A 20,655-nucleotide genomic window follows, 5' to 3' on the forward strand; every position below is an offset into this window, starting at 1 on the left:
CAAAGGGGCGGGCAGGGCGGTGGAAGGTGCCCATCCGCCCCGTCCGCCGCATCCCTCAGGCGTTGCCGGAAGTGGGCTGCGTCAGCGCGGTCGTCTGGGTGATGAACGTGACAAGGTCACGTGCGCTCTCGGACGGGTCGCGCTTTTCTGTCACCAGACGCAGTGCCGGTTTATCGGGGGCCTCATACGGGGCATCAATCCCGGTAAAGCCGGTAATCTTTCCCGCGCGGGCCGCTGCGTAAAGTCCCTTCGGATCACGTGTTTCACAGGTTTCCCGTGGGGTGTCGATGAACACCTCATGGAACCCGTCCCCCACGATCTGGCGTGCGCATTCGCGATCCGCAAGGGTGGGGGAGATCAGGGCAACCAGCACGACCTGCCCACTGTCGGCCAGGATACGCGCCACGGCCGCCGCGCGACGGACATTCTCGCGCCGGTCCGCTTCGCTGAAGCCAAGGTCCGAACACAGGCCCGCGCGCAGCGTATCCCCATCCAGAACCGAAACATCGACCCCGCGTGAGAAAAGCTGCATTTCCGCCGCACGGGCGATCGTGCTCTTGCCCGCACCAGGCAGGCCGGTCATCCAGAACACGCCACCACGATGCCCCTTGGCCTGGGCGCGATCCCATGTCGATACCGTGCTGCCGGTCGGGTGGATTGCCCTTGTCCCGGCGGCGATGTCCGCAACACCGATCAGCGGCACACCACCGACGATCTGCTGGTTGCGGTCCACCAGTACGCCACGCCCGTCCGCCGTTCCCGGCACGAAGGGATCGAACTGCATCGTTTCGGACACCGCCAGCGTGATTTCGGCAAAGCCTTCGGGCGGGACGATATCGGCAGGATGTTCGGTCAGGTCCTCCAGCCGCACGACGGAATCAATGGATGCGACCGTTACCTGATGTTCCGCCGTCGCCAGGCGCAGGCGGAAGCTTTCCCCCACACGCAACGGTTCCTGACGCAGCCAGAACAGGCGCGCACGCACGCGCGCGCTGCTCAACGGGGCTTCGTCAGGCGGGAACAGGAGGTCGCCGCGATCGGGGATCACATCGGGTTCCAGCGTGATGGCCACCGACTGTCCCGCGATGGCAGTGGTCTGTGGCGCGGTATGCCAGCTTTCGATGGTGGCAACGCGGGCCACCGTGCCATGGCGTCCGATCACCACGCTGTCACCGATATGGATGCTGCCGCGTTCAATACGGCCAACAACAACGCGTTGCGTATCAAAGCGGTAGACGTCCTGCACCGGCAGGCGCAGCGGCAGGTCTGCACGTGACGAAGGCGACGGGACAAGGGCCAGGGCCTCGGTCAGGGTGGGGCCTTTGTACCAGGCCATCCGTTCCGAACGCGATGCGATATTGTCGCCTTCGCGCGCGGAGGCCGGCACGAACAGGGTCGGTTCAATCTCCAACTGCTTGAGCAGGGCGGCCACGCTCTTTTCCGAGGCGGTGATTTTCGCTTCGTCATAATCCAGCAGATCGACCTTGTTCATCAGGACGATCACGTGGCGGATGCCGATCAGGCGCAGCAGCATCGCATGGCGGCGGGTCTGTTCCTGTGCGCCTTCGGCGGCGTCAATCACCAGCACGGCCGCTTCGGCATCGGCGGCGCCCGTGATCATGTTGCGCAGGAACTGCCGGTGGCCCGGTGCGTCCACAATGACGAACTGCCTGTGTCCCAGACGGAAGGGAATGCGCGTGGAATCGACTGTCACACCCTGGTCACGCTCGATCTGCAGGCTGTCGAGCAGGAAGCTCCATTCAACCGCCAGGCCACGCTTGGTGCTGGATTCAATGATCTGCGCCACACGTCCGTCAGGCAGGCTGTCGGTGTCGTAAAGCAGCCGTCCGATCAGGGTGGATTTGCCATGATCCACATGCCCGACGATGACGATCGGTGTCGCTGCCTCCTGCGAGGCGGGAGGGGAAATCGTATTCATGTCCTTGATACTCCGCTCGGCCCGACGTTCACAGATAACCGGCAACGCGAAGACGCTCGAACGCATCTTCGGATTCATGGTCCATTGCGCGGCCCGCCCGTTCCGACGTGCGCGAGGTTTCCAGTTCGGCAATCACTTCGGCCACGGTGCTGGCATTGCTTTCCACCGGGCTGGTGATGTCCTGATCCCCAAGGGAGCGATAACGCTTGCCGTCCTTGGCGAAATACAGGTCAACCAGCGGAATGCCCTCGCGCTCGATATAACGCCAGATGTCGATCTCACGCCATGACAGCAGGGGATGGACACGGATATGCATGCCCGCTTCATGCGGGGTTGCATACTGGTCCCAGAATTCGGGGGGCTGGTTGCGCACATCCCATTTGTGGCCTGCGCCACGGGGGCTGAAGACGCGTTCTTTCGCTCGGGTGGCCTGTTCATCGCGGCGGATACCTGCGATGACGCCTGCAAGCTTGTGCTTTTCGATCATCGCGGCAAGGCCGGCCGTCTTGCGCGCGGCGGACCGTGCGGCAGGCGGCAGGGTCGGGTCGATCTCTTCCACGGCCGGGCAGTCGCCAAGCAGCAGGTCGAGGTTCCACTTCTTGGTATATTCGTCGCGGAACTGGTACATTTCGGGAAATTTCTTGCCGGTATCGACATGCATGACCGGAAACGGCACGCGACCAAGGAAAGCCTTGCGCGCAAGCCATACCATCACGTTGGAATCCTTGCCCAGCGACCAGAGCATCGCCAGTGGCTTGAGCTTGCGATAGGCCTCGCGGAGGATGAAAATGCTCTGCGCTTCGAGCTGATCGAGATCGTCCATGGACTTACAGACCTTCCTTTCCGGGGAAGAAGGAGTGGCGGGATGATAAGGTTAAAGACAGGTTTACCATAAAAGCGGGTGCCCTTGCCGTAAGGGTCAGGAGGCCTTGCGGACGTGGATGCCGCATTCGGTCTTGTTCTGACCCGCCCAGCGCCCGGAACGCGGGTCCGCATCCGCACCCACGGGCAGGGTGCATGGCGCGCAGCCGATCGAGGGATAACCGCGCAGGCTGAGCGGATGGCGCGGCAGGTTCCTGCGCGTCATTTCCGCATCCAGTTCCCGCGGTGTCCAGCGGGCCAGCGGATTGATCTTGATACGACCGTCATCGGCGTTTTCCACCAGTGGCAGGTTGGCGCGTGTGCTGGCCTGTGTGCGTTTGCGCCCGGTAATCCATCCGTCAAACGGGATAAGGGCTTCGTCAAGGGGTTCGACCTTGCGCAGGGCGCAGCACGCATCGGGGTCAAAAGCCCATAATTGCCCTTCGGGGTCGCGGTTCTGGATCTGGGTGGGGGCGGGGTGGATATCGCGCACATTGGTCAGGCCAAGAAAGCGTGCAAGATCCTGCCGGTATTCCAGCGTTTCGGGAAAATGCTGCCCGGTCTGCAGGAACAGGACGGGGACCGCCGGATCAATTTCGGCGGCGAGGGCCAGCAGGACGGCGGATTCCGCACCAAAGGAGGACACCAGCCCGATACGTCCACGCAGCGTACCCGTCAGGGCAATCCGCATGACATCATGTGCGGTATTCCCCTCGGCCTGCAGGGATCGTATAATTGACGGATCAACCTGCACCTTGCGATCTCCCTCCGCAGTTCACGATATTTAATCGTTAATTGGGGAGGAGTTAATCACTAATCCCCATGCATGCAAGGGGAATGATATATATTCTTCATTGTCTGCATGGCAAGCATCCTGCTCTTGAGTGCCTTATTGCACTATTTTTAACTGTGCATTAACGGCTCATGAAAACGGATAGTTTCCCGTTTTCCAGCACATGGCGTGTCACACCGCCAAGGATCATCTGGCGCAGGCGGGAGTGTGAGTAGGCCCCCATGACCATCATATCCGCATTGAAATCGTGGCATGCCTCCAGCAGGGCGGCGCCCACGCCGCGGCCATCTGCGTGGAATTCATGCATGGTCGTATCCACGCCATGGATGTCCAGGTAATGTTTGACGTGCCGCGCCTCCGGGCCAAGCCTTTGGTAGCTGCGGCTATACAGGATGCGCACTTCCTCTGCTTCCACAATCCACGGCAGGGCATGACGCAGGGCGGTTGCGGCCTCTGTCGTGCCATTCCATGCGATGCAGATGCGTCGCCCCACGCTGACGGGGCGTTCGATGGGGGCGACGACAACGCAGCGCCCGCTGTCGAACAGGGTGGCATGCAGGGCGTCAGAGGAGGAGACCTGTCCGCTAGCCCCGGTGTTGCGCACGATGACGATATCTGACATCCGCGCCTGATGTGCGACAACGGTGTACATGTTGCCCGCCATGGCTGTGAAGCTGGCGCTTGGCCTGTCCATCGGAATGGTCGAAAGCGCGGAGCGCGGCGCAACAATCGGCAGGCCAGCCCCCTCGATAAAGGTATGAAATGCCTGGCGGACCTCTTTCAGGTGCCCCGCGCTTTCATGCAGGGCGGCTGCGATCATTTCCTGCACCATGGCGCCCGACAGGCCTTCGCCTGCCATGGGGCTGACTTCCTGCCAGTCGCTGCCGACATGCAGTCCGGCGATATGGGCGTTGAAACGCTGGGCGAACATCACCCCGATTGCAAGGGCGCTCCCGGCATTTTCCGCGCCGGACAAAGGCAGCAATATCTTGCGGATGTGCATGGACGCCCCTTTCGTATCCGTTCCTGTTTTTCGTGTCGTATAAAACTCACTCTTTCAGGAAACGGATAAGAACGCCGCAAGTTCAGGGATAAAGACGCTGCCGGGTCCAGTCTGTCCCGGCCGTACGGGTCCATGTTGCGCGGTCATGCAGGCGATGGGGACGGTCCTGCCAGAATTCGAAGCTGTCCGGCACCAGGCGAAAGCCGCTCCAGTTGGCGGGACGCGGGATCTGGGTATCCTCGGTGGGATAACGGTCTTCCAGATTCCGCAGCCGTGCTTCGAACACGGCCCGGTCCGGCAGGGGGTGTGACTGTTCTGACGCAATGGCGCCCAGGCGGGATATCCGGCTGCGGCTTGCGAAATAAGCATCAGCCTCTGCCGGGGTGACGGGTTCGACGGGGCCTTCGATACGGATCTGGCGGCGGATGCTTTTCCAATGGAACAGCAGGGCCGCATGGGGGTTGGCCTTCAGCTCGGCCGCCTTGCGGCTGTTGAGGTTGGTGTAGAAAACGAACCCCCGCCGGTCCGCACCCTTGAGCAGGATCATCCGCACCGACGGCAGTCCCTGCGGTGTGGCCGTGGCCAGCGCCATGGCGTTAGGGTCATTGGGTTCATGCGCCACTGCGTCGCGCATCCAGGCATCGAACAGGGCGAAAGGGTCCGCATCAAGGTCAATCAGCTTGGTGGTCATGTGTGTTTATCCGGTCTGGGGACCACGTTATGACAGGCAGGGCATGGTCCGGTACGAAACATATCGAAATATAAGGTAAATTACGACGGCGGGATTAATCGCTACAATTCCACGCACCGGACCTTGTCCGATGCTTCGGCTTGTGCGACCACCATGCCGAAATTTCATACGCCATTCACCACCAAGGGTAGTAGCATGTCAGACGGCGCGGCCAAAATCTCCGCTACAGGTTCTTTGATGAAAGGCAAGCGCGGACTTGTCATGGGCGTCGCGAACGACCGCTCCATCGCGTGGGGTATCGCCCGCGCCGTGGCGGAGCAGGGCGGCGAACTGGCCTTCACCTATCAGGGGGAGGCATTGGGCAAGCGGGTGCGGCCGCTGGCTGAATCTGTGGGATCAAGCCTTGTCCTGCCGTGTGATGTCAGCGATGACGCGGCCATCGACGCCACCTTCGCCGCGATCGAGAAGGAATGGGGGCAGATTGATTTCGTGGTGCATGCGATCGGCTGGGCCGACAAGCAGTTCCTGCGGGGCCGGTATGTCGACACCCCGCGTGAGGCATTCCTCAAGGCGCTCGACATTTCATGCTATTCCTTTACCGCGGTGGCGCGTCGTGCCGCACGCCTGATGAAGTCTGGTGGTTCGCTGCTGACCCTGACCTATCTGGGGGCGGAGCGTGTCATGCCGCATTACAACGTGATGGGCGTGGCCAAGGCCGCGCTGGAGGCTTCGGTCCGTTACATGGCGGTGGACCTTGGCGCCGATGGCATCCGTGTCAACGGCATCTCGGCAGGGCCGGTCATGACGCTGGCGGCCAATGGCATCGGGGACTTCCGCTATATCCTGAAATGGAACCAGTACAACTCCCCGCTGGAACGTAATGTTTCGCTGGAGGAAGTGGGTGGTGCGGGCCTTTACATGCTGTCCGACCTGTCGGGGGGGGTGACGGGGGAAATCCACCACGTCGATTCGGGATATCATATCGTGGGCATGAAAAATCCCACGGCCCCTGACATGACCGTCGCGGGAAGCTGAAACCACCAGCACGGCAGGGCATAGCACGATGTCGTACAATACCTTCGGACACATGTTCCGTGTCACGACCTGGGGTGAAAGCCACGGGCCGGCGATTGGCTGCGTGGTTGATGGATGCCCGCCGCGCCTGTCGCTGAGCGAGGCGGACATCCAGCCCTGGCTGGACCGCCGCAGGCCGGGGCAGTCGAAATTCACGACACAGCGGCAGGAAGCGGACAGGGTGGAGATCCTGTCCGGTGTGTTCGAGGGGCAGACAACAGGGACGCCGATTTCCCTGGTGATCCATAATACCGATCAGCGGTCGCGTGATTATGGCGATATTGCTGGACGGTACCGCCCCGGCCATGCCGATGTTACCTATGACCGCAAATACGGCATCCGTGATTATCGTGGCGGGGGGCGTTCGTCCGCACGGGAAACGGCGATGCGTGTTGCCGCTGGCGCCGTGGCGCGCAAGGTGCTGGGACAGGGGATCCGTATCCGCGCGGCCCTGGTGCAGGTCGGCGCGCACAAGGTGGAGCGCGCGCGCTGGGACTGGGACCTTGTGTCGCGCAACCCGCTGTTCTGCCCTGATCCGGTTGCCCTGGTGCAATGGGAAGACCTGCTGGCGGATGTGCGTAAGGCCGGTTCTTCCATCGGTGCGGTGATCGAGGTTGTGGCCGAAGGTGTGCCCCCGGGGCTTGGCGCACCGATCTATGGCAAGCTGGATTCCGATCTTGCCATGGCGTTGATGAGCATCAATGCCGTCAAGGGGGTTGAAATCGGCGAAGGTTTTGCCGCGGCTGCCCTGACGGGGGAAGAAAATGCCGATCCGATGCGCATGCGCGACGATATGCTGGAGTTCGCCTCCAACCATGCGGGCGGCATACTGGGCGGGATTTCCACGGGGCAGCCTGTCGTCGCGCGTTTCGCCGTCAAGCCGACAAGTTCGATCCTGACCCCCGTACCGTCAGTCACGCGATCGGGCGAAAACGTGGATGTCATGACAAAGGGGCGCCATGACCCGTGTGTCGGTATCCGCGCCGTGCCGGTGGGCGAGGCGATGATGGCCTGTGTACTGGCCGATCACCTGCTGCGGCACAGGGGACAGGTGGGAAGCTGAACTCTAGAGGGCGTTTATGAGGCCTGATAAGGGGGATCAGGGGATGTCGCCTTATCTGGGGATAAAGGCGACCCTTGGCGTCTTGGTGAATTACTGTTCCAGCACGATTTCAAGCGTGATGGGGGCGTTCAGCAGTTTGGAGATCGGGCACCCGGCCTTGGCCGTATTGGCCAGTTCGCTGAATGCGGCGAAGTCGATGTCCTGCACCGTTGCATGCAGGTCCAGATGCACGGCAGTCACCGCAAACCCGTCATCCTTCTTTTCCAGCGTTACGGTGGATTTGGTTTCCAGCAGATCCGCCGTGATGTTCTTGCTGCCCAGAACGCCGGAAAGCGCCATGGCGAAGCATGCCGCATGCGCCGCACCGATCAGTTCTTCGGGGTTGGTGCCGGGTGTGGCCTCAAAGCGGGTGTTGAAGCCATAGGGTTGCTTGGACAGGGCACCGCTTTCGGTCGAGACGTTTCCCTTCCCATCCTTCAGGCCCCCGGTCCACTGTGCCGTGCCGTATTTCTTGATTGCCATGATGTCATGCTCCGTCTGCTGGGGAAGGCTACGGCCGTGGGAGGTCGGTCGTAGCAAGGACATCGCGTTATAACGGTCATATGTCATGAAGGTTGAGAGTGCCGGTGTCACGCTGCTGTGATGGGCAAATGCGACTGCCTGTCGGGCGGGGGCATTCCTGATATGGAAATCTTGCGCATGTTGCGTGCAGATGCCATACCGCTGCACCCTGAGTTCGCAGGGGATCGGGGCATGGCGACCTGTCCATGTCACGTGTTGACGGGATGCCGGCTTGACCATGGACCAGACCGTTTCCGCATCGTACCTTTCGCATCAGCATGTGGCGTTTCCCGATGGCCTGATGCTTGAATGCGGCTTCCACCTTGCCCCCGTAGAGGTGGCCTATCGCACTTATGGCACGCTTTCGCCCCGCCGTGATAATGCGATCCTCATCTGCCATGCCCTGACGGGGGATCAGTATGTGGCCGAACCACATCCCCTGACGGGAAAGCCGGGATGGTGGAGCCGCCTTGTCGGGCCGGGCCTGCCGATTGATACGGATCGCTTCTTCGTCATCTGCATCAATGTTCTTGGTGGGTGCATGGGGAGTACCGGGCCGCGTTCCCCGCGACCATGTCCTGATGGCCGGTGTGAACCGTGGGGCACGGATTTTCCGCCTATCACGATTCGCGACATGGTGCAGGCGCAAAAGCTGCTGATCGACCATATGGGCATTACCCGACTGTTCGCGGTGCTTGGTGGTTCCATGGGGGGAATGCAGGTGCTGGAATGGGCGGCTGCTTTTCCAGAAATGGTGTTCGCCGCGATCCCGATTGCGACAGCGCCCTTTCATTCCGCACAGAATATCGCCTTTAACGAGGTCAGCCGACAGGCGATCTTCGCCGATCCGCAATGGTATGGTGGCCGGTACTGGGAACATGACGCGATCCCGGCACGCGGGTTGGCGGTTGCGCGGATGATGGCGCACATCACCTACCTGTCCGAAGAGGCGCTGAACCGTAAATTCGGGCGACGCGTCCGCAGCGCCCCACAGGGCACCGAGGCCAATCCAGGTTCCCTGTTCGGGGAGATGTTCGAGGTCGAAAGCTACCTGCGGCATCAGGGGTCCACTTTTGTCCGCCGTTTTGACGCCAATTCGTATCTGACCATTACCCGGGCCATGGATTACTTTGACATCGGGGCGGAGTATGAAGGCGACCTGTCGCGACCGTTCCGGGGAACGCATACGCGCTTTTGCATTGTCTCGTTTTCTTCAGACTGGTTGTTTCCCACGTCACAGGCACGGCTGCTGGCGCGTGCGCTGAACCGGGTCGCGGCCAATGTTTCCTTTGTCGAGATCGACAGCGACAAGGGGCATGATGCTTTCTTGCTTGATGAACCTGATCTTGACCGCACCATCCGGGGATTTGTGGCCGGGGCGGCAGAATATGCGCGGATTGCCTGACCATGCGTCTTGACCAGAAACTGATCGCCGGGATGATCCGGCCGGGGACGAGGGTGCTGGATATCGGCAGTGGTGACGGACTGCTGTTGGATTACCTGTTCCGCGTCAGTGGATGCGATGCGCGCGGGATCGAGATCGACATGCAGGAGGTCACGCGTTCGGTCGCGCACGGGTTGCCGGTCATGCATGGGGATGCCGATCATGACCTGGAACACTATCCCGATGATGCGTTTGATTATGTGGTGCTTCAGCGTACGTTGCAGGCCGTCGAACGCCCTCGTGAGGTATTGCGCCAGATGCTGCGGATCGGGCGTCATGCCATCGTGTCGTTCCCGAATTTCGGTCACTGGCAGCTTCGCTTCAAGCTGTTGCTAAGCGGACGCATGCCGATGACGGCGGTGTGGGATACGCCATGGTATGAAACCCCCAATATCCATCCCTGCACGATTCTGGATTTTTTGACCTTGTGTCGTGACGAAGGCTACGTTGTGCAGGAATGGATGGCCGTGGATGAGGATGGGGAACGTGCGCCATGGCGGCGTTCCATCCGGTTGGCCAACCTGTTCGGGGAACAGGCACTGTTCCTGCTGCGTCGCGGGGATACGCATCGCGGCGCATCGGGAACAACGTGACGTCCCGGACATAAATCAGGACAGAAGGGAACAAGGTCATGGATACATTCGAGGCAATCCGCACGCGTCGCGCAATAAGGGCATATGATCCTACCTATCGCCTTGAGGAGACCGAACTCACGACGCTGCTGCATGCGGCCAGGCATGCGCCCAGTGCCTTCAACATTCAGCATTGCCGGTACGTCGTGGTGAAGGACCCGGCCCTGCGCGCGGAACTGCGCAAGGTGGCGTGGGACCAGGCACAGGTCACAGATGCGTCCGTGCTGGTGGTCGTATGTGCCGACATGGCGGCATGGAAAAAGGACCCGGCCCGTTATTTCAACGGCGCCCCCACGGAGGTGCAGGCCCAGATGGCGGGCATGATCCGTGATTATTACCTGGGGCGTGAACAGGTGCAGCGTGATGAAACCATGCGCAGCGCGGGCCTTGCGGCACAGACGCTGATGCTGGCGGCGACGGCACGCGGATACCAGACCTGTCCCATGGATGGATTTGACTATGACGCCGTGGGAAAGCTGATCAACCTGCCGCACGACCATGTAGTGGCGATGTTCGTCGTGATCGGCCGTGCCACGCAGGACGCACTGCCACGCGTGGGCGCCCTGCCTGATGCCGAAGTCATCCTTACCGATCGTTTCCCATCCTGAATTCCATCCCCATCACCGCGCCCGACAGGGTGGGGTGGTGGAAAAAACTTGCGGGCATGGACACAAACCGATAGAAGCCGCGCCAAGGGACGGACCGCGCCTGTCCCGGTTGCTGGTATGTAGGCGCGTGTCCTTGACGCGGGGGACACGACAGAAGCGACAGGACCAGTTACATCCCGACACCTGATACTTTGCGACGACAGACGGCCGCCCCGCGCGAACCGGCAGGGGCAGGTCTTGTGTTCCTTCATCAGGTTTTTCCGGACGCGCATGCTGTCGTGACGTTTCCGGCCATATTTCCTTGCGCCAGGAGGCGCTTTTCATGACAACGTTCGCCGATCTTCATCTTGCGGAGCCGCTGCTGCGTGCCCTCAACGAGGAAGGCTATACCACGCCCACCCCGATTCAGGCTGGTGCAATCCCCTATCTGCTTCAGGGGCGTGACCTGCTCGGGCTGGCGCAGACCGGCACTGGCAAGACGGCGGCCTTCGCGCTGCCGATCCTCAATCACCTGCTGACCAGCAAGGGCCGCGCCCACCCCAAGGGGGCGCGTGCGCTGGTGCTTGCGCCGACGCGCGAACTGGCGTCACAGATCGCGGACAGCTTTGCTTCGTATGCGCGGCACATGAAGTTCACCCATGCCGTGGTCTTCGGTGGCGTGGGGCAGGGACGACAGATCGAGGCCCTGCGTCGCGGCGTTGATGTGCTGGTTGCAGCCCCGGGCCGTCTGCTTGACCTGATGGGGCAGGGGCATGTCGATCTTGCCGGGCTTGAGATCCTTGTCCTTGACGAGGCTGACCGGATGCTCGACATGGGCTTTGTCCGCGATATTCGCAAGATTGTCGCCACCCTGCCGACCGATCGCCAGACCCTGCTGTTTTCCGCGACGATGCCCAAGAGCATCTCCGAACTGGCGCATGGCCTGTTGCGTGATCCCGCCACGGTACAGGTGACACCGCCGTCCAGCACGGTGGACCGTATCCGTCAGGCTGTCATGTATGTGGACACGGGCAACAAGCGCGAGGCGCTGAAGCTGCTGGTGGACTCGCCCAAGGTTGAACGCGCTGTCGTATTCACCCTGATGAAGCATGAGGCCAACAAGGTTGCCGCGTTCCTGAATGAACATGGCATCACGGCGGAAGCCATCCACGGCAACAAGTCGCAGGGTGCGCGTGAACGTGCGATGTCGGGTTTCCGTTCCGGCGCGGTGAAGGTGCTGGTTGCCACCGATATCGCCGCACGTGGCATTGATGTCGATGACGTAACGCATGTCTTTAATTATGACCTGCCGAATGTTCCCGAAAGCTATGTGCACCGCATTGGTCGCACCGCGCGTGCGGGGCGTGATGGCTGGGCCGTTTCGCTGTGCGATGCAGAACAGCGTGCATGGTTGCGCGATATTGAAAAGACGATCGGCAAGAAGATTCCGGTCGTGTTGGAACATCCCTATCATTCCGAGGCGGCGGCTAATTCCACGATGCGTCCTCCGGTGCTGGGCGGTGGTGGTCGCGGGCGTGGCGGTCGCTCGGGCGGTGGCGGCGGCAATGGTCGCGGCGGTCGTCCCGGTGGTCATGGTGGTCATGGTGGTCCACGCAGCGGGGGGCGTCGCGTCGCCTGATGCGATAACGCGTATGCTATGACGCAAAAGCCCGCATCCATCCCGGATGCGGGCTTTTTGTATTTAAACCTTCCCATGATGTATGGAAAAGTAAGAGAGAAAGTAAGTATATCCGTCCGTCAATAGGTTTTCTGGTGCGTTCAGTGGCTTATGTCAGTAAAAACATCATGAATACAGATTGTATATAAAATTATTATTGTATTGGGGAGTTGTGCGGAAATATAAGGCAGATATTGCTTATATGGCAGCATCTCTTGGTCCGGTATTCCGGTTCACATATCGTCGATGTTTTGTGAAATAAAAACTTGGCCGTGCAGAACGGCGCATGGCGGAGAGGGTGGGATTCGAACCCACGGTACGCTCACACGCACGGCGGTTTTCAAGACCGCTGCCTTCAACCGCTCGGCCACCTCTCCATAGACGCTTGTTTAGCTAGGTATTCCGCTGCCGTCTAGGGGTGGGGCGTACAAAAACCGCTGTCTTCATGGGGCTTCTGTGCCTGCTTTTGTGCCGACATGCAGCACGGGGTCCAACTCATCTGCTGTCAGGACAAACAGGTAGATCTCGGTCGTCGTGACCGAGATGTGCCCCCGATGGCGATTCAGCCGGTAGATGTCCCCACCGGCCTTGAACCACCGGATGACGAAGGTCACGGATGCGGAAGTGGGAAAACGGCATGCCCCTGGCTGCATACCATGCGGCGACGCAGCGCATGGTGTGTCCGTAATTCGAGGTCGCATTGCGATAGGCGACGATATCGCGGTTGGGGAACCCCTGACGATATGGACCGCCTGATCGTGTTGATGCGCATGGACCAGACGCCTCTTGCAGATCTGATGCTTGCGGAGAGGCTGAATGGCGTGCAGAACACAGGCCTTGCACCGCGCGATATCGCCAACCGTGACAGCCAGTATATTGCGGCCGACATGTCTCACAGCCGCCTTGGTATCCTTGCGATTGGTGACAGTCCGATCGGATGGCGCAGGCCCTACCAGAATGCAGTCGCCCCCGGCCAAGGACCAGGCGATGGAGAGACCGAATTATGAAACATATTGCGCTGGCGCTTTCCCTGCTGGTTCCCATCAGCGCGCAGGCGCGTTCCCCGGTGCCTCCATCCCAATGGACGCAGAACTATATCCCGTCGCTTGCGGATTGGAAGTCTGCGCTGCTCTATAACGGAGTGCCGCTTGGGCAGGCGTTGGAAAATGAAATCCTGCGCGCCAGCGATGGGGAAGCGCTCAAGCTGAACAGGAATGATGACACTTCCATTAACCAGATCCTGACAACGCCAACAATCCATGGTGGCGCCGCAATGGGGCAGAGCCTGACGACACCGACCATCAATGGCGGCATCGCGACAGGGCAAGTGCTAAGCAGACCTACGATTACGAACGGCACGGCAGTCGGGATGAATATCGGTGCATCCACCTCCACTCCGCTCAATGCTCCTGATGCACGCCTGGTGTCCGACAAGTTCGGGGAAGCCCTGTCTGTTCTGGATTTCGGGGCGAAATGTGATGGCATGACCGATGATACGGTGGCCTTCAATGCGGCGACTGCTGCGGTTGCAGATACAAAAACCGGATCTGGTGGCAGTGTCCTGCATCACGTCCTTATCCCTGGTAAAGCCTGTGTCATTACCGGAACCGTCAATCTGCCGCGTGGGGTCTGGCTGTCGGGAACCGGTATGTCAGGATCAGAACTGATCTTTGGTGATAATTCCCAGATTCTTTTTACAGGGAATAACGTCACGAACTCATGGGTCGGAAGCCGATTGTCTGATCTGTATATTAACGTCAGCGGTGTAACATCGGCACAGAAATACCCGATTGATGCGGCCACCAATGCGCCTGTTTCATCCCAGATCGACCATCTTCAGATCGAGGGCGGTACATATTACGGGATCGACATGTCTGGGAACAATGTCACGGTCGATACCGTCTTCATTCAGGGTGTGAAAGCAGTCGGCATCCGTGTCGGGCATGGATCGACAGGGGGGAATAATACGGACCCGAGGATCATCAATACCACGGTAAGTGGTGATTATTTCGCGGGCGCTACTAATGCGTCATCTGCCATTCTTACCGAAATACTGGATGCTGGTGGCCTGACGTTACAGAACAACGACATGGTTGGCGGAAAGATCGGGACCCTTATTAACCCGCAGGCAAAGCAGACCGTTTTTCATATGTTTGCATCCAATACGGTCCTTTCGGATTCCGCGCAGCAATATGGGATGGAAATTGATACGGGGGCCGCGACTTCCACGGCATCAGACATGAAATTCGATGGGTCATGGACCGCTAACGCGCAGAGCATGAATGTCGCCATCAATAATAATGGCGGGGGCAACGTCAATGGGTACATGTTCGTGGGGCATCGCTTCTACCTGGCGAATGGTGACGCATTCCATGCCGGGACGGGTGTGCAAAATGTTACTATAACAGGCAGCCAGTTCTGCGGTAACAGTTCTTCTGGAACAGGCGTTTTTATATCGAAGGGCGTTTCAGGGTTCATTATCACGAACAACCGCATGCCCTAATCCTGTGGGGGCGAGGGGACAGGCAATTCTGCCATAGGGGTTTCAGCAGCAGGCGCAAACGATCATACGGTCATTGTCGGCAACGACATGAACGGCATCGCGTATCCGATCAGTTTCACCGTCAGCGATGCGGACGTGGTGGCGGCAGAAATCGCGCATAACATCGGCCCGGACAGAACAATGTCCATTATCGCAGCATCGACCACATCTACACTTCCTGCGAATATCGCGGATTATGCCGAGTTTAATACGTCAGACGGGGCGACTGTGGAAACCTTGGTCGGCGGATGGTTTGGACGCCATGTATTCCTGCATAATCAGACAAGTGGTTCCATCACTTTCGGTACCAATGCAAATATCTGCAATCGCTATATCCTTGCGAAATATGCATATGTAGAGGCGATTTATACGCCGCGATCGTGCTGGTACCTGCACTGATGACGCGCATTCCATCTGGCCCGAATGCCGCCATCTCCTATCGTCCGGCTTTTGCTGCGGGCATGATCTCGCTCATGCTGCGCTTCTGATCGGATATGGAAAAGTAGCAGACGGGAGCGTGTGAACTCACCAACTTCTTCGTGCATGTGCAATGTGGTGCCAGTAACCGGGCAGGTACACAACATATCGGTGTGGTGAAGGATGCGGCCAATCTGCTGCGTCTGGTGTCTTGCATCTACAACAACACACAGTTCGATGCGCTGGAGATGGGAAACGGATATATACGCTCCATCTCTGATGGCGCGTATCTGACCAATGCTGACGGCAGTATGTATGAGCTCACCGAAACGGGACAGGGCGGTGTAATGGACGGGCGCTGATTATGTGCTCGGCTGGGGCTGGGGGCGATGCCTGCGCTGCATGGTGAAGGGTGGTCGGTCTGCTCAATAAACGAAACATTTCCCAGTGCAATCATCGTGGGCAACAGTATCGTCCTCGGTCCGGTACCCGCAGATGGGGTGGCACGACAGTAACCTAAGAGAGTGTTTGAAAACAAGTGCTTGATAAAAAACAAGAAAAGTTTTTGGGTGCTGCCTTTTTTTTAAAAGGCAGCGTCTTCTGAAGCTTTTTAGAAAAAGCTTTACCAAAAACCTTTATAATTTCAGGGTGTTATCGAGCCTGACTTTTCAAACAGTCTATAAAGCCCGGAAGAAAGACCCTGCCATCTATGTAGTAGCAGGCGATACCAATGCGACCTTGGTATGCATGCCCGTGTCCGTGTTCGGGGAGATGGGGCAGAAGATATGTGTCTTGCCCTTGGTGGGGGGCGCATTACCCTGTGTGCAAATATGGTACCGGTTTTGGCACGTACGAAATTAAGGAAGTAATGCATGATGTTTTACAGGACCGGGGTGTCTGGGCAGGGGGGCTTCGGTCCATGGTTCTGGTGGCAGGTGAACCGGGGCCTGCACGCAGGGGGCCGGGCATGAGCGAACACGACCCCGGCGCTCATCGCACTCCTGCTACAGTTCTTGCGCCCCAAGGCTGGTCGCCTGCGGTGATCCTGCTTCTTGGCGTGGCGGGGATGCTCGATTTCATAGATCGTTTTGTCTTCTCTGCCGCAAATGATGCGATCAAGCATGATCTTCACCTTTCTGATGCCACGGTGGGGCTGTTGGGCGGGACTGCTTTCGCCCTGCTTTATGGTGTGATGATCGTGCCTTTCGCCCTGATTTCCGATCGGGGATTTGCCGCACGGATGGCATCTTTTGGTATCGCGATGTGGAGTGTCGCCACAGCCCTGATGGGATGTGCGCACATGATCGCCACCATGGCGGCAACCCGTATTTGCGTGGGGCTTGGGCAGGCCGCGTTTTCGCCTTCGTCCTCCGCGTTGAATGCAGCCTATTCCATACCGGAGAAGCGCAGCACGTCCTTTGCGGTTTCCTATGGCATCTCCTATCTCGGCTATGTCATCGGATTGGCGGGAGGAGGGTATCTGGTTGAGCATATTGGCTGGCGTGCGACATTTGCGGCTGTCGGCCTGGCGGGCATCCCGGTGGCGATCGCGATGCACCTGTTCATCCCCGAACCCCCGATGCCGCACGTGGTGCGCAATGGGGAAAGCTGGCGGGCATTGCTGGCCAACCGGCCATTACGCGCCCTGCTCTTTTACGGGATGACGAGTCAGGTCGTAAGCTATGGGATCACCTTGTGGGGTGTTTCTTTTTATATGCGCTCTTTTGGCCTGTCATCGGGTGCCGCCGGTGCGTGGTTCGGCATCGGGATTGGTATCGCCAGCGTGGTGGGTACTTTCATCGGCGGACCGATTGCCGATCGTGTGGCGGTACGCTTCGGCTTTTCCGGTGCGATGCGTTTTGCCTTCTGGGCCTATCTTGTTGCCCAACCGTTCCAGATATTGCAGGTAATGACGCACTCGCTTGGTCTCTCGCTGGTGATGCTGGTGCTGACGACGGTGATCTCGGCCCTTTGTACAGGGCCGATCTATGGCGCGATCCCCACTGTGGTGCCTGTGCATCGCCGCGCCGCCGCGACGGGGTTGTACGCGCTGCTTGCCAACGCTATCGGCATTGGCCTTGGGCCCCCGCTCTTTGGGTGGATCAGCGATCTGCTGACGCCGCATTTTGGCGCTGATGCCCTGCGCATGTCGCTGCTGGTGGCGGCTGTTCTGGGGTTCTGGCCTGCGATACACCTTTTTCAGTTACAACGTCGCCTCCGGCAATAGGTGCTGGCATTCGGTTCTTTTCATCTATTCGGCCTGTTCATGAAAACCTGATGGGCGGCCGTATGAAAATGTGGAATAGGGGGCGGGGAATTTTTGATGGATATGGCCCGATCTCCACATGGCCCGACCCGCCCCAACATCTGGAAACATTATGCCCGACAGTGCCCGCATCCCTTGTCCCGCAGGTTCCTCATGGATGAAAAAACCTGTCGTGTGGGGGATGTATGCATTCCCGCTTTTGCTGTGCTATGCGCTGGCGCCAGCCGAAATCCTTATCTGCCTGATCGTCGGCGCCTTTGTCGTTCACAGCGCCATATGTCGCGACTGGTCATGGGTGCGCCAGCCATGGTTCGTGCTGTCGGTCGTGCTGGGGGCGGATATCGCCCTTGCATCCGCCGCCACTGGGTCAGTGCATGCCGTCGTGCAATCCGTTCTGCTGTTGCGATACCCGGTGTTTGTCGCTGCCATGGCGTTTTGGATACTGAGCGATTCTAAAGACAGGCATCATCTTGCCAGGGCCTATGCGTGGGTGGCGATGTGGATGGTCGTCGGAAGCTGGCAGCAATATCTGTGGGGACGTAACATCATGGGGTATGGCCGGTGGGAAGACGGAGCCCTGCTGGGGCCGTTGTGGGCCCCGCGGGCGGGGCAGGCGTTGTTCATGACGGCGTTCCCGGGCCTGATGCCGGTCATCATTTCCCTTACGCAGCGGCGCACCCGTGGGGGGCTGCTGTGCGCGGGGGGGCTTCTTGTCCTTTTGATCCTGACTTTCCTATTGATTTCGCAGCGGATGCCGACACTGTTATTCCTGTTCGGCACCCTGTGCCTGGCCTTGATGGTGCGCCCCTTACGGCTGCCCTTTATCCTTGCCTGCGTGATTGGGATGGGCGGGATCGCGGTTTCGCCCGTTGTGGCGCCCCAGGCCTATAACAAGCTGGTCATCAGTTTCGAACACCAGATGCATGGTTTTGCTGACAGTCCGTACGGCATGCTGTTCATCCGCGCGGGGGTCATGGTGTCGGACCATCCATGGGTGGGAATGGGATATGACGGGTTTCGCATCAACTGTCCCAATCCGATCTATTTCCGGGGGCTGCCGGCCCTTGGCATTCCTGACGGCCCCCACGGCGGGGCGCCAGGCTGCAACCTGCATCCGCACAATTATTATATACAGGTTGCGACCATGGCGGGATGGCCGGGGGCGATCCTGTTCTGTCTGGTGGTCATCGCCATGCTGTATCCCATGGCAAGGGGATTGCGCGCCCATAGGGGGGCGGAACAGATGGTGATGTGCGTTCTGGCGTTTGTCATCATATGGCCGTTGCAGTCCACAAGTTCATTTACCACGCAGCCGACGGCCGGATGGGTGTTCATCGCGCTTGGCTGGGCGCTGGCGGCAACGCGCAAGGGATGCGACAGCGGCCACACCGGAGCGGACATACCGGACAAGGGGCACATGGGGCAGGGGACGTGAAAACGGTGGGGGTAGTCTTACCGCCGGGAGCGTTTTACACTATGTCGCGATGGATAGCATTGCCTCTGGCCCGACCACGACGCACCTTGTGGACGTTCCCCGCCGTGACCGGCGGCAAGAGACGGAAACAAGCGTGATCATTTCCTTACCTGCCCGCATGCCGCCGACATACTCACCTGGCAAAGCGCCACATGGAACCTCCCATCGTGGTTGAGGAAACCGCCGCGCTCAAGCGCATCTTCGGCAACACGGGCTTTCTTGTCGCGGGACGTGCGACCAATGCCGTGTGCAGTTTCCTTTACATGGCATGGTCCGTGCGTGCGCTTGGTCTGTCGCAGTTCGGTGTGCTGATGCTGGTGACGACGTTCGGCTCCGCCATTTCGTCGGCAACCCACCTGCCATCATGGCAACCTCTGCTGCATTACGGGACGGACCCGTTCGTCAAGGGCGATCTGCCACGTTTCGGTCGTCTCCTGTCATTTTGCATGCGCGCGGACCTGCTGAGTGGGGCGACAGGCGCGCTTGTCGGGATGCTGGGGGTGGGATTGTTTGGTACCTCGATGGGGTGGCCGCAAACGGATCAGGTGGGCGCAATGGTTTACATGCTGACCATTTGCGTCATGAACACGGGGTGGTCCACTGGTGTCTTCCGGCTGTGCAATGCTTTCTGGCTCAGCAGTGTATGCGACCTGTCGGGTGTTGTCGTGCGCATGGTCGGCACGGGGCTGGGCCTGTGGCTGCATATGGGGCTGTATTATTTCATGCTGGTCTGGAGCATGACGCAGCTTGCCCTGTTCATCACCAACAGCGCCATGGGATGGTGGCTGCTGCGTAGCGGGGGGAAAGTCGGGCGTTTCCAGTTTTTCCAACAGCTTGAGGCAGGTGACGCGGTTGGGATCTGGCGGTTTACCCTGTCCACCAGTGGCAATCATGTGCTTGGCACGATCTTCAACCAGTTCGGCACCCTTCTGGTCGGCGGGCTGCTTGGACCGGCGGATGCCGCCGTCTATCGCGTTTCACGACAGATCGGTGACGGTATTGCAAAGCCCGCGCAGTTGATGATGCCCGCGTTGTATCCCGAATTCATCCGTCTGCGTGAAAAACGCGACTGGTATGGGCTGAAACATGTAACGTTGCGGCTGTTCATGTTGATCGGGGGGTTTTCGCTCCTGTTGATGCTGTTTGCCATGGTGGCTGGCAATACGTTGCTGACATGGATGCTGCGTGTGCATTGGCCGGGGGGCAACCTGATGATCATGCTGATGCTGGGGAATGCCATCATGGGGTTGGGCATCGTGCCGCTGGAACCGCTGCTGACTGTCGTGGGGCAGGTATCGCGGGTTCTTCTGGCCCGCATCGTCGTGACGATCGCCTATCTGCCGCTGGTATATTTCATGGCGTGGCGCTGGCACCTTGAGGGGGCGGCAAGTGCCTCTGTTCTGGCATCGCTGCTGATGCTGCTGATCTGCATGAAACCGGTCATGACATGGTTCGGCAAGGTTGCCCCCGGACGTCGTCCGCATGGCGTGGCGGAGTGATATAGGGGGCGGGGGACATCCGCGCGGGAACATGCGTTCAAAAATGCCTGTTGTCCGGGAGGGTGCCACTTGCAATCCGTCCCGAAAGTCGTCATATGACGCCGTGCCATGGCTGTTTTTACCATGGCAAT

At 59.5% G+C, this 20,655-nt stretch carries 20 protein-coding genes and 1 tRNA gene; 13 read left to right on the top strand and 8 right to left on the bottom strand.

From position 1 onward, the window contains the following. Positions 1-55: 55 nt before the first annotated feature. The 5 genes from cysC to pdxH all read right to left on the bottom strand — a co-directional run bounded on the left by cysC (position 56) and on the right by pdxH (position 5,287). Positions 56-1,939 (bottom strand): adenylyl-sulfate kinase, encoded by a 1,884-nt coding sequence (gene cysC, locus B7G66_RS00585; protein WP_040510829.1) that lies wholly within the window; start codon positions 1,937-1,939, stop codon positions 56-58. A gap of 28 nt (positions 1,940-1,967) precedes the next feature. Next, the gene (cysD, locus tag B7G66_RS00590) at positions 1,968-2,762 is read right to left on the bottom strand and encodes a sulfate adenylyltransferase subunit CysD (RefSeq protein ID WP_003620283.1); all 795 of its coding nucleotides are present in this window, start codon (positions 2,760-2,762) and stop codon (positions 1,968-1,970) included. Positions 2,763-2,858: 96 nt separating this feature from the next. Beyond that, entirely contained in the window at positions 2,859-3,554 is a 696-nt protein-coding gene (locus tag B7G66_RS00595; protein ID WP_003620281.1) for a phosphoadenylyl-sulfate reductase, read from the bottom strand. 160 nt (positions 3,555-3,714) lie between these two features. Continuing rightward, positions 3,715-4,596 carry a universal stress protein gene (locus B7G66_RS00600; protein WP_003620280.1) on the bottom strand — a complete coding sequence of 294 codons (882 nt, stop codon included), beginning with the start codon at positions 4,594-4,596 and terminating at the stop codon, positions 3,715-3,717. A gap of 82 nt (positions 4,597-4,678) precedes the next feature. Further along, entirely contained in the window at positions 4,679-5,287 is a 609-nt protein-coding gene (gene pdxH, locus B7G66_RS00605; RefSeq protein WP_003620279.1) for a pyridoxamine 5'-phosphate oxidase, read from the bottom strand. A gap of 195 nt (positions 5,288-5,482) precedes the next feature. Here pdxH and fabI point away from each other — a divergent pair, with 195 nt between their 5' ends. Together fabI and aroC are read left to right on the top strand one after the other, a co-directional pair. Further along, positions 5,483-6,322, top strand: a complete 840-nt coding sequence (fabI, locus tag B7G66_RS00610) for an enoyl-ACP reductase FabI (protein WP_040511991.1) — start codon at positions 5,483-5,485, stop codon at positions 6,320-6,322. A gap of 28 nt (positions 6,323-6,350) precedes the next feature. Next, the gene (gene aroC / locus B7G66_RS00615; protein ID WP_003620277.1) at positions 6,351-7,424 is read left to right on the top strand and encodes a chorismate synthase; all 1,074 of its coding nucleotides are present in this window, start codon (positions 6,351-6,353) and stop codon (positions 7,422-7,424) included. A 90-nt stretch (positions 7,425-7,514) separates the two neighbouring features. Here aroC and B7G66_RS00620 read toward each other — a convergent pair whose 3' ends face one another. Beyond that, complete coding sequence (locus B7G66_RS00620) at positions 7,515-7,946, bottom strand: OsmC family peroxiredoxin (RefSeq protein ID WP_040511989.1); 432 nt, start codon at positions 7,944-7,946, stop codon at positions 7,515-7,517. Positions 7,947-8,223: 277 nt separating this feature from the next. On the opposite strand from B7G66_RS00620, the gene metX reads away from it, so the two are divergent. The 4 genes from metX to B7G66_RS00640 all read left to right on the top strand — a co-directional run bounded on the left by metX (position 8,224) and on the right by B7G66_RS00640 (position 12,287). Further along, positions 8,224-9,390 (top strand): homoserine O-acetyltransferase MetX, encoded by a 1,167-nt coding sequence (metX, locus tag B7G66_RS00625; protein ID WP_003620275.1) that lies wholly within the window; start codon positions 8,224-8,226, stop codon positions 9,388-9,390. Positions 9,391-9,392: 2 nt separating this feature from the next. Continuing rightward, positions 9,393-10,022, top strand: a complete 630-nt coding sequence (gene metW, locus B7G66_RS00630; protein ID WP_003620274.1) for a methionine biosynthesis protein MetW — start codon at positions 9,393-9,395, stop codon at positions 10,020-10,022. A gap of 38 nt (positions 10,023-10,060) precedes the next feature. Next, positions 10,061-10,669 (top strand): nitroreductase family protein, encoded by a 609-nt coding sequence (locus tag B7G66_RS00635; protein WP_003620272.1) that lies wholly within the window; start codon positions 10,061-10,063, stop codon positions 10,667-10,669. Between the two features lie 322 nt (positions 10,670-10,991). Continuing rightward, positions 10,992-12,287: a DEAD/DEAH box helicase gene (locus tag B7G66_RS00640; RefSeq protein WP_003620269.1), complete on the top strand. Its 1,296-nt coding sequence runs from the start codon at positions 10,992-10,994 to the stop codon at positions 12,285-12,287. A 326-nt stretch (positions 12,288-12,613) separates the two neighbouring features. On the opposite strand, the gene B7G66_RS00645 is transcribed toward B7G66_RS00640, so the two are convergent. Together B7G66_RS00645 and B7G66_RS18105 are read right to left on the bottom strand one after the other, a co-directional pair. Continuing rightward, positions 12,614-12,703 (bottom strand) — tRNA-Ser (locus B7G66_RS00645). A 66-nt stretch (positions 12,704-12,769) separates the two neighbouring features. After that, a complete protein-coding gene (locus tag B7G66_RS18105; protein ID WP_174805768.1) occupies positions 12,770-12,940 on the bottom strand; it encodes an integrase in 171 nt (56 codons plus the stop codon). 129 nt (positions 12,941-13,069) lie between these two features. Between B7G66_RS18105 and B7G66_RS00655 the strand changes: the two genes are divergently transcribed. The 7 genes from B7G66_RS00655 to B7G66_RS00685 all read left to right on the top strand — a co-directional run bounded on the left by B7G66_RS00655 (position 13,070) and on the right by B7G66_RS00685 (position 20,524). Then, positions 13,070-13,333, top strand: a complete 264-nt coding sequence (locus B7G66_RS00655; protein WP_003620264.1) for a hypothetical protein — start codon at positions 13,070-13,072, stop codon at positions 13,331-13,333. After that, the gene (locus B7G66_RS00660; RefSeq protein WP_003620262.1) at positions 13,330-14,829 is read left to right on the top strand and encodes a hypothetical protein; all 1,500 of its coding nucleotides are present in this window, start codon (positions 13,330-13,332) and stop codon (positions 14,827-14,829) included. The genes B7G66_RS00655 and B7G66_RS00660 overlap by 4 nt, the downstream gene beginning before the upstream one ends. A gap of 87 nt (positions 14,830-14,916) precedes the next feature. Then, positions 14,917-15,267 (top strand): hypothetical protein, encoded by a 351-nt coding sequence (locus B7G66_RS00665; RefSeq protein WP_003620260.1) that lies wholly within the window; start codon positions 14,917-14,919, stop codon positions 15,265-15,267. A 140-nt stretch (positions 15,268-15,407) separates the two neighbouring features. Next, complete coding sequence (locus B7G66_RS00670; protein ID WP_155116149.1) at positions 15,408-15,647, top strand: hypothetical protein; 240 nt, start codon at positions 15,408-15,410, stop codon at positions 15,645-15,647. A 605-nt stretch (positions 15,648-16,252) separates the two neighbouring features. Next, entirely contained in the window at positions 16,253-17,512 is a 1,260-nt protein-coding gene (locus B7G66_RS00675) for an MFS transporter (protein WP_231106191.1), read from the top strand. A gap of 196 nt (positions 17,513-17,708) precedes the next feature. After that, a complete protein-coding gene (locus B7G66_RS00680; protein ID WP_141312953.1) occupies positions 17,709-18,986 on the top strand; it encodes an O-antigen ligase family protein in 1,278 nt (425 codons plus the stop codon). Between the two features lie 191 nt (positions 18,987-19,177). Continuing rightward, on the top strand, positions 19,178-20,524 hold the full coding sequence (locus B7G66_RS00685) for a lipopolysaccharide biosynthesis protein (protein ID WP_003620253.1): 1,347 nt from the start codon (positions 19,178-19,180) through the stop codon (positions 20,522-20,524). Positions 20,525-20,655 lie beyond the last annotated feature (131 nt).

The sequence above is a fragment of the Novacetimonas hansenii JCM 7643 genome, assembly GCF_000964405.1.
Lineage (GTDB): Bacteria > Pseudomonadota > Alphaproteobacteria > Acetobacterales > Acetobacteraceae > Novacetimonas > Novacetimonas hansenii.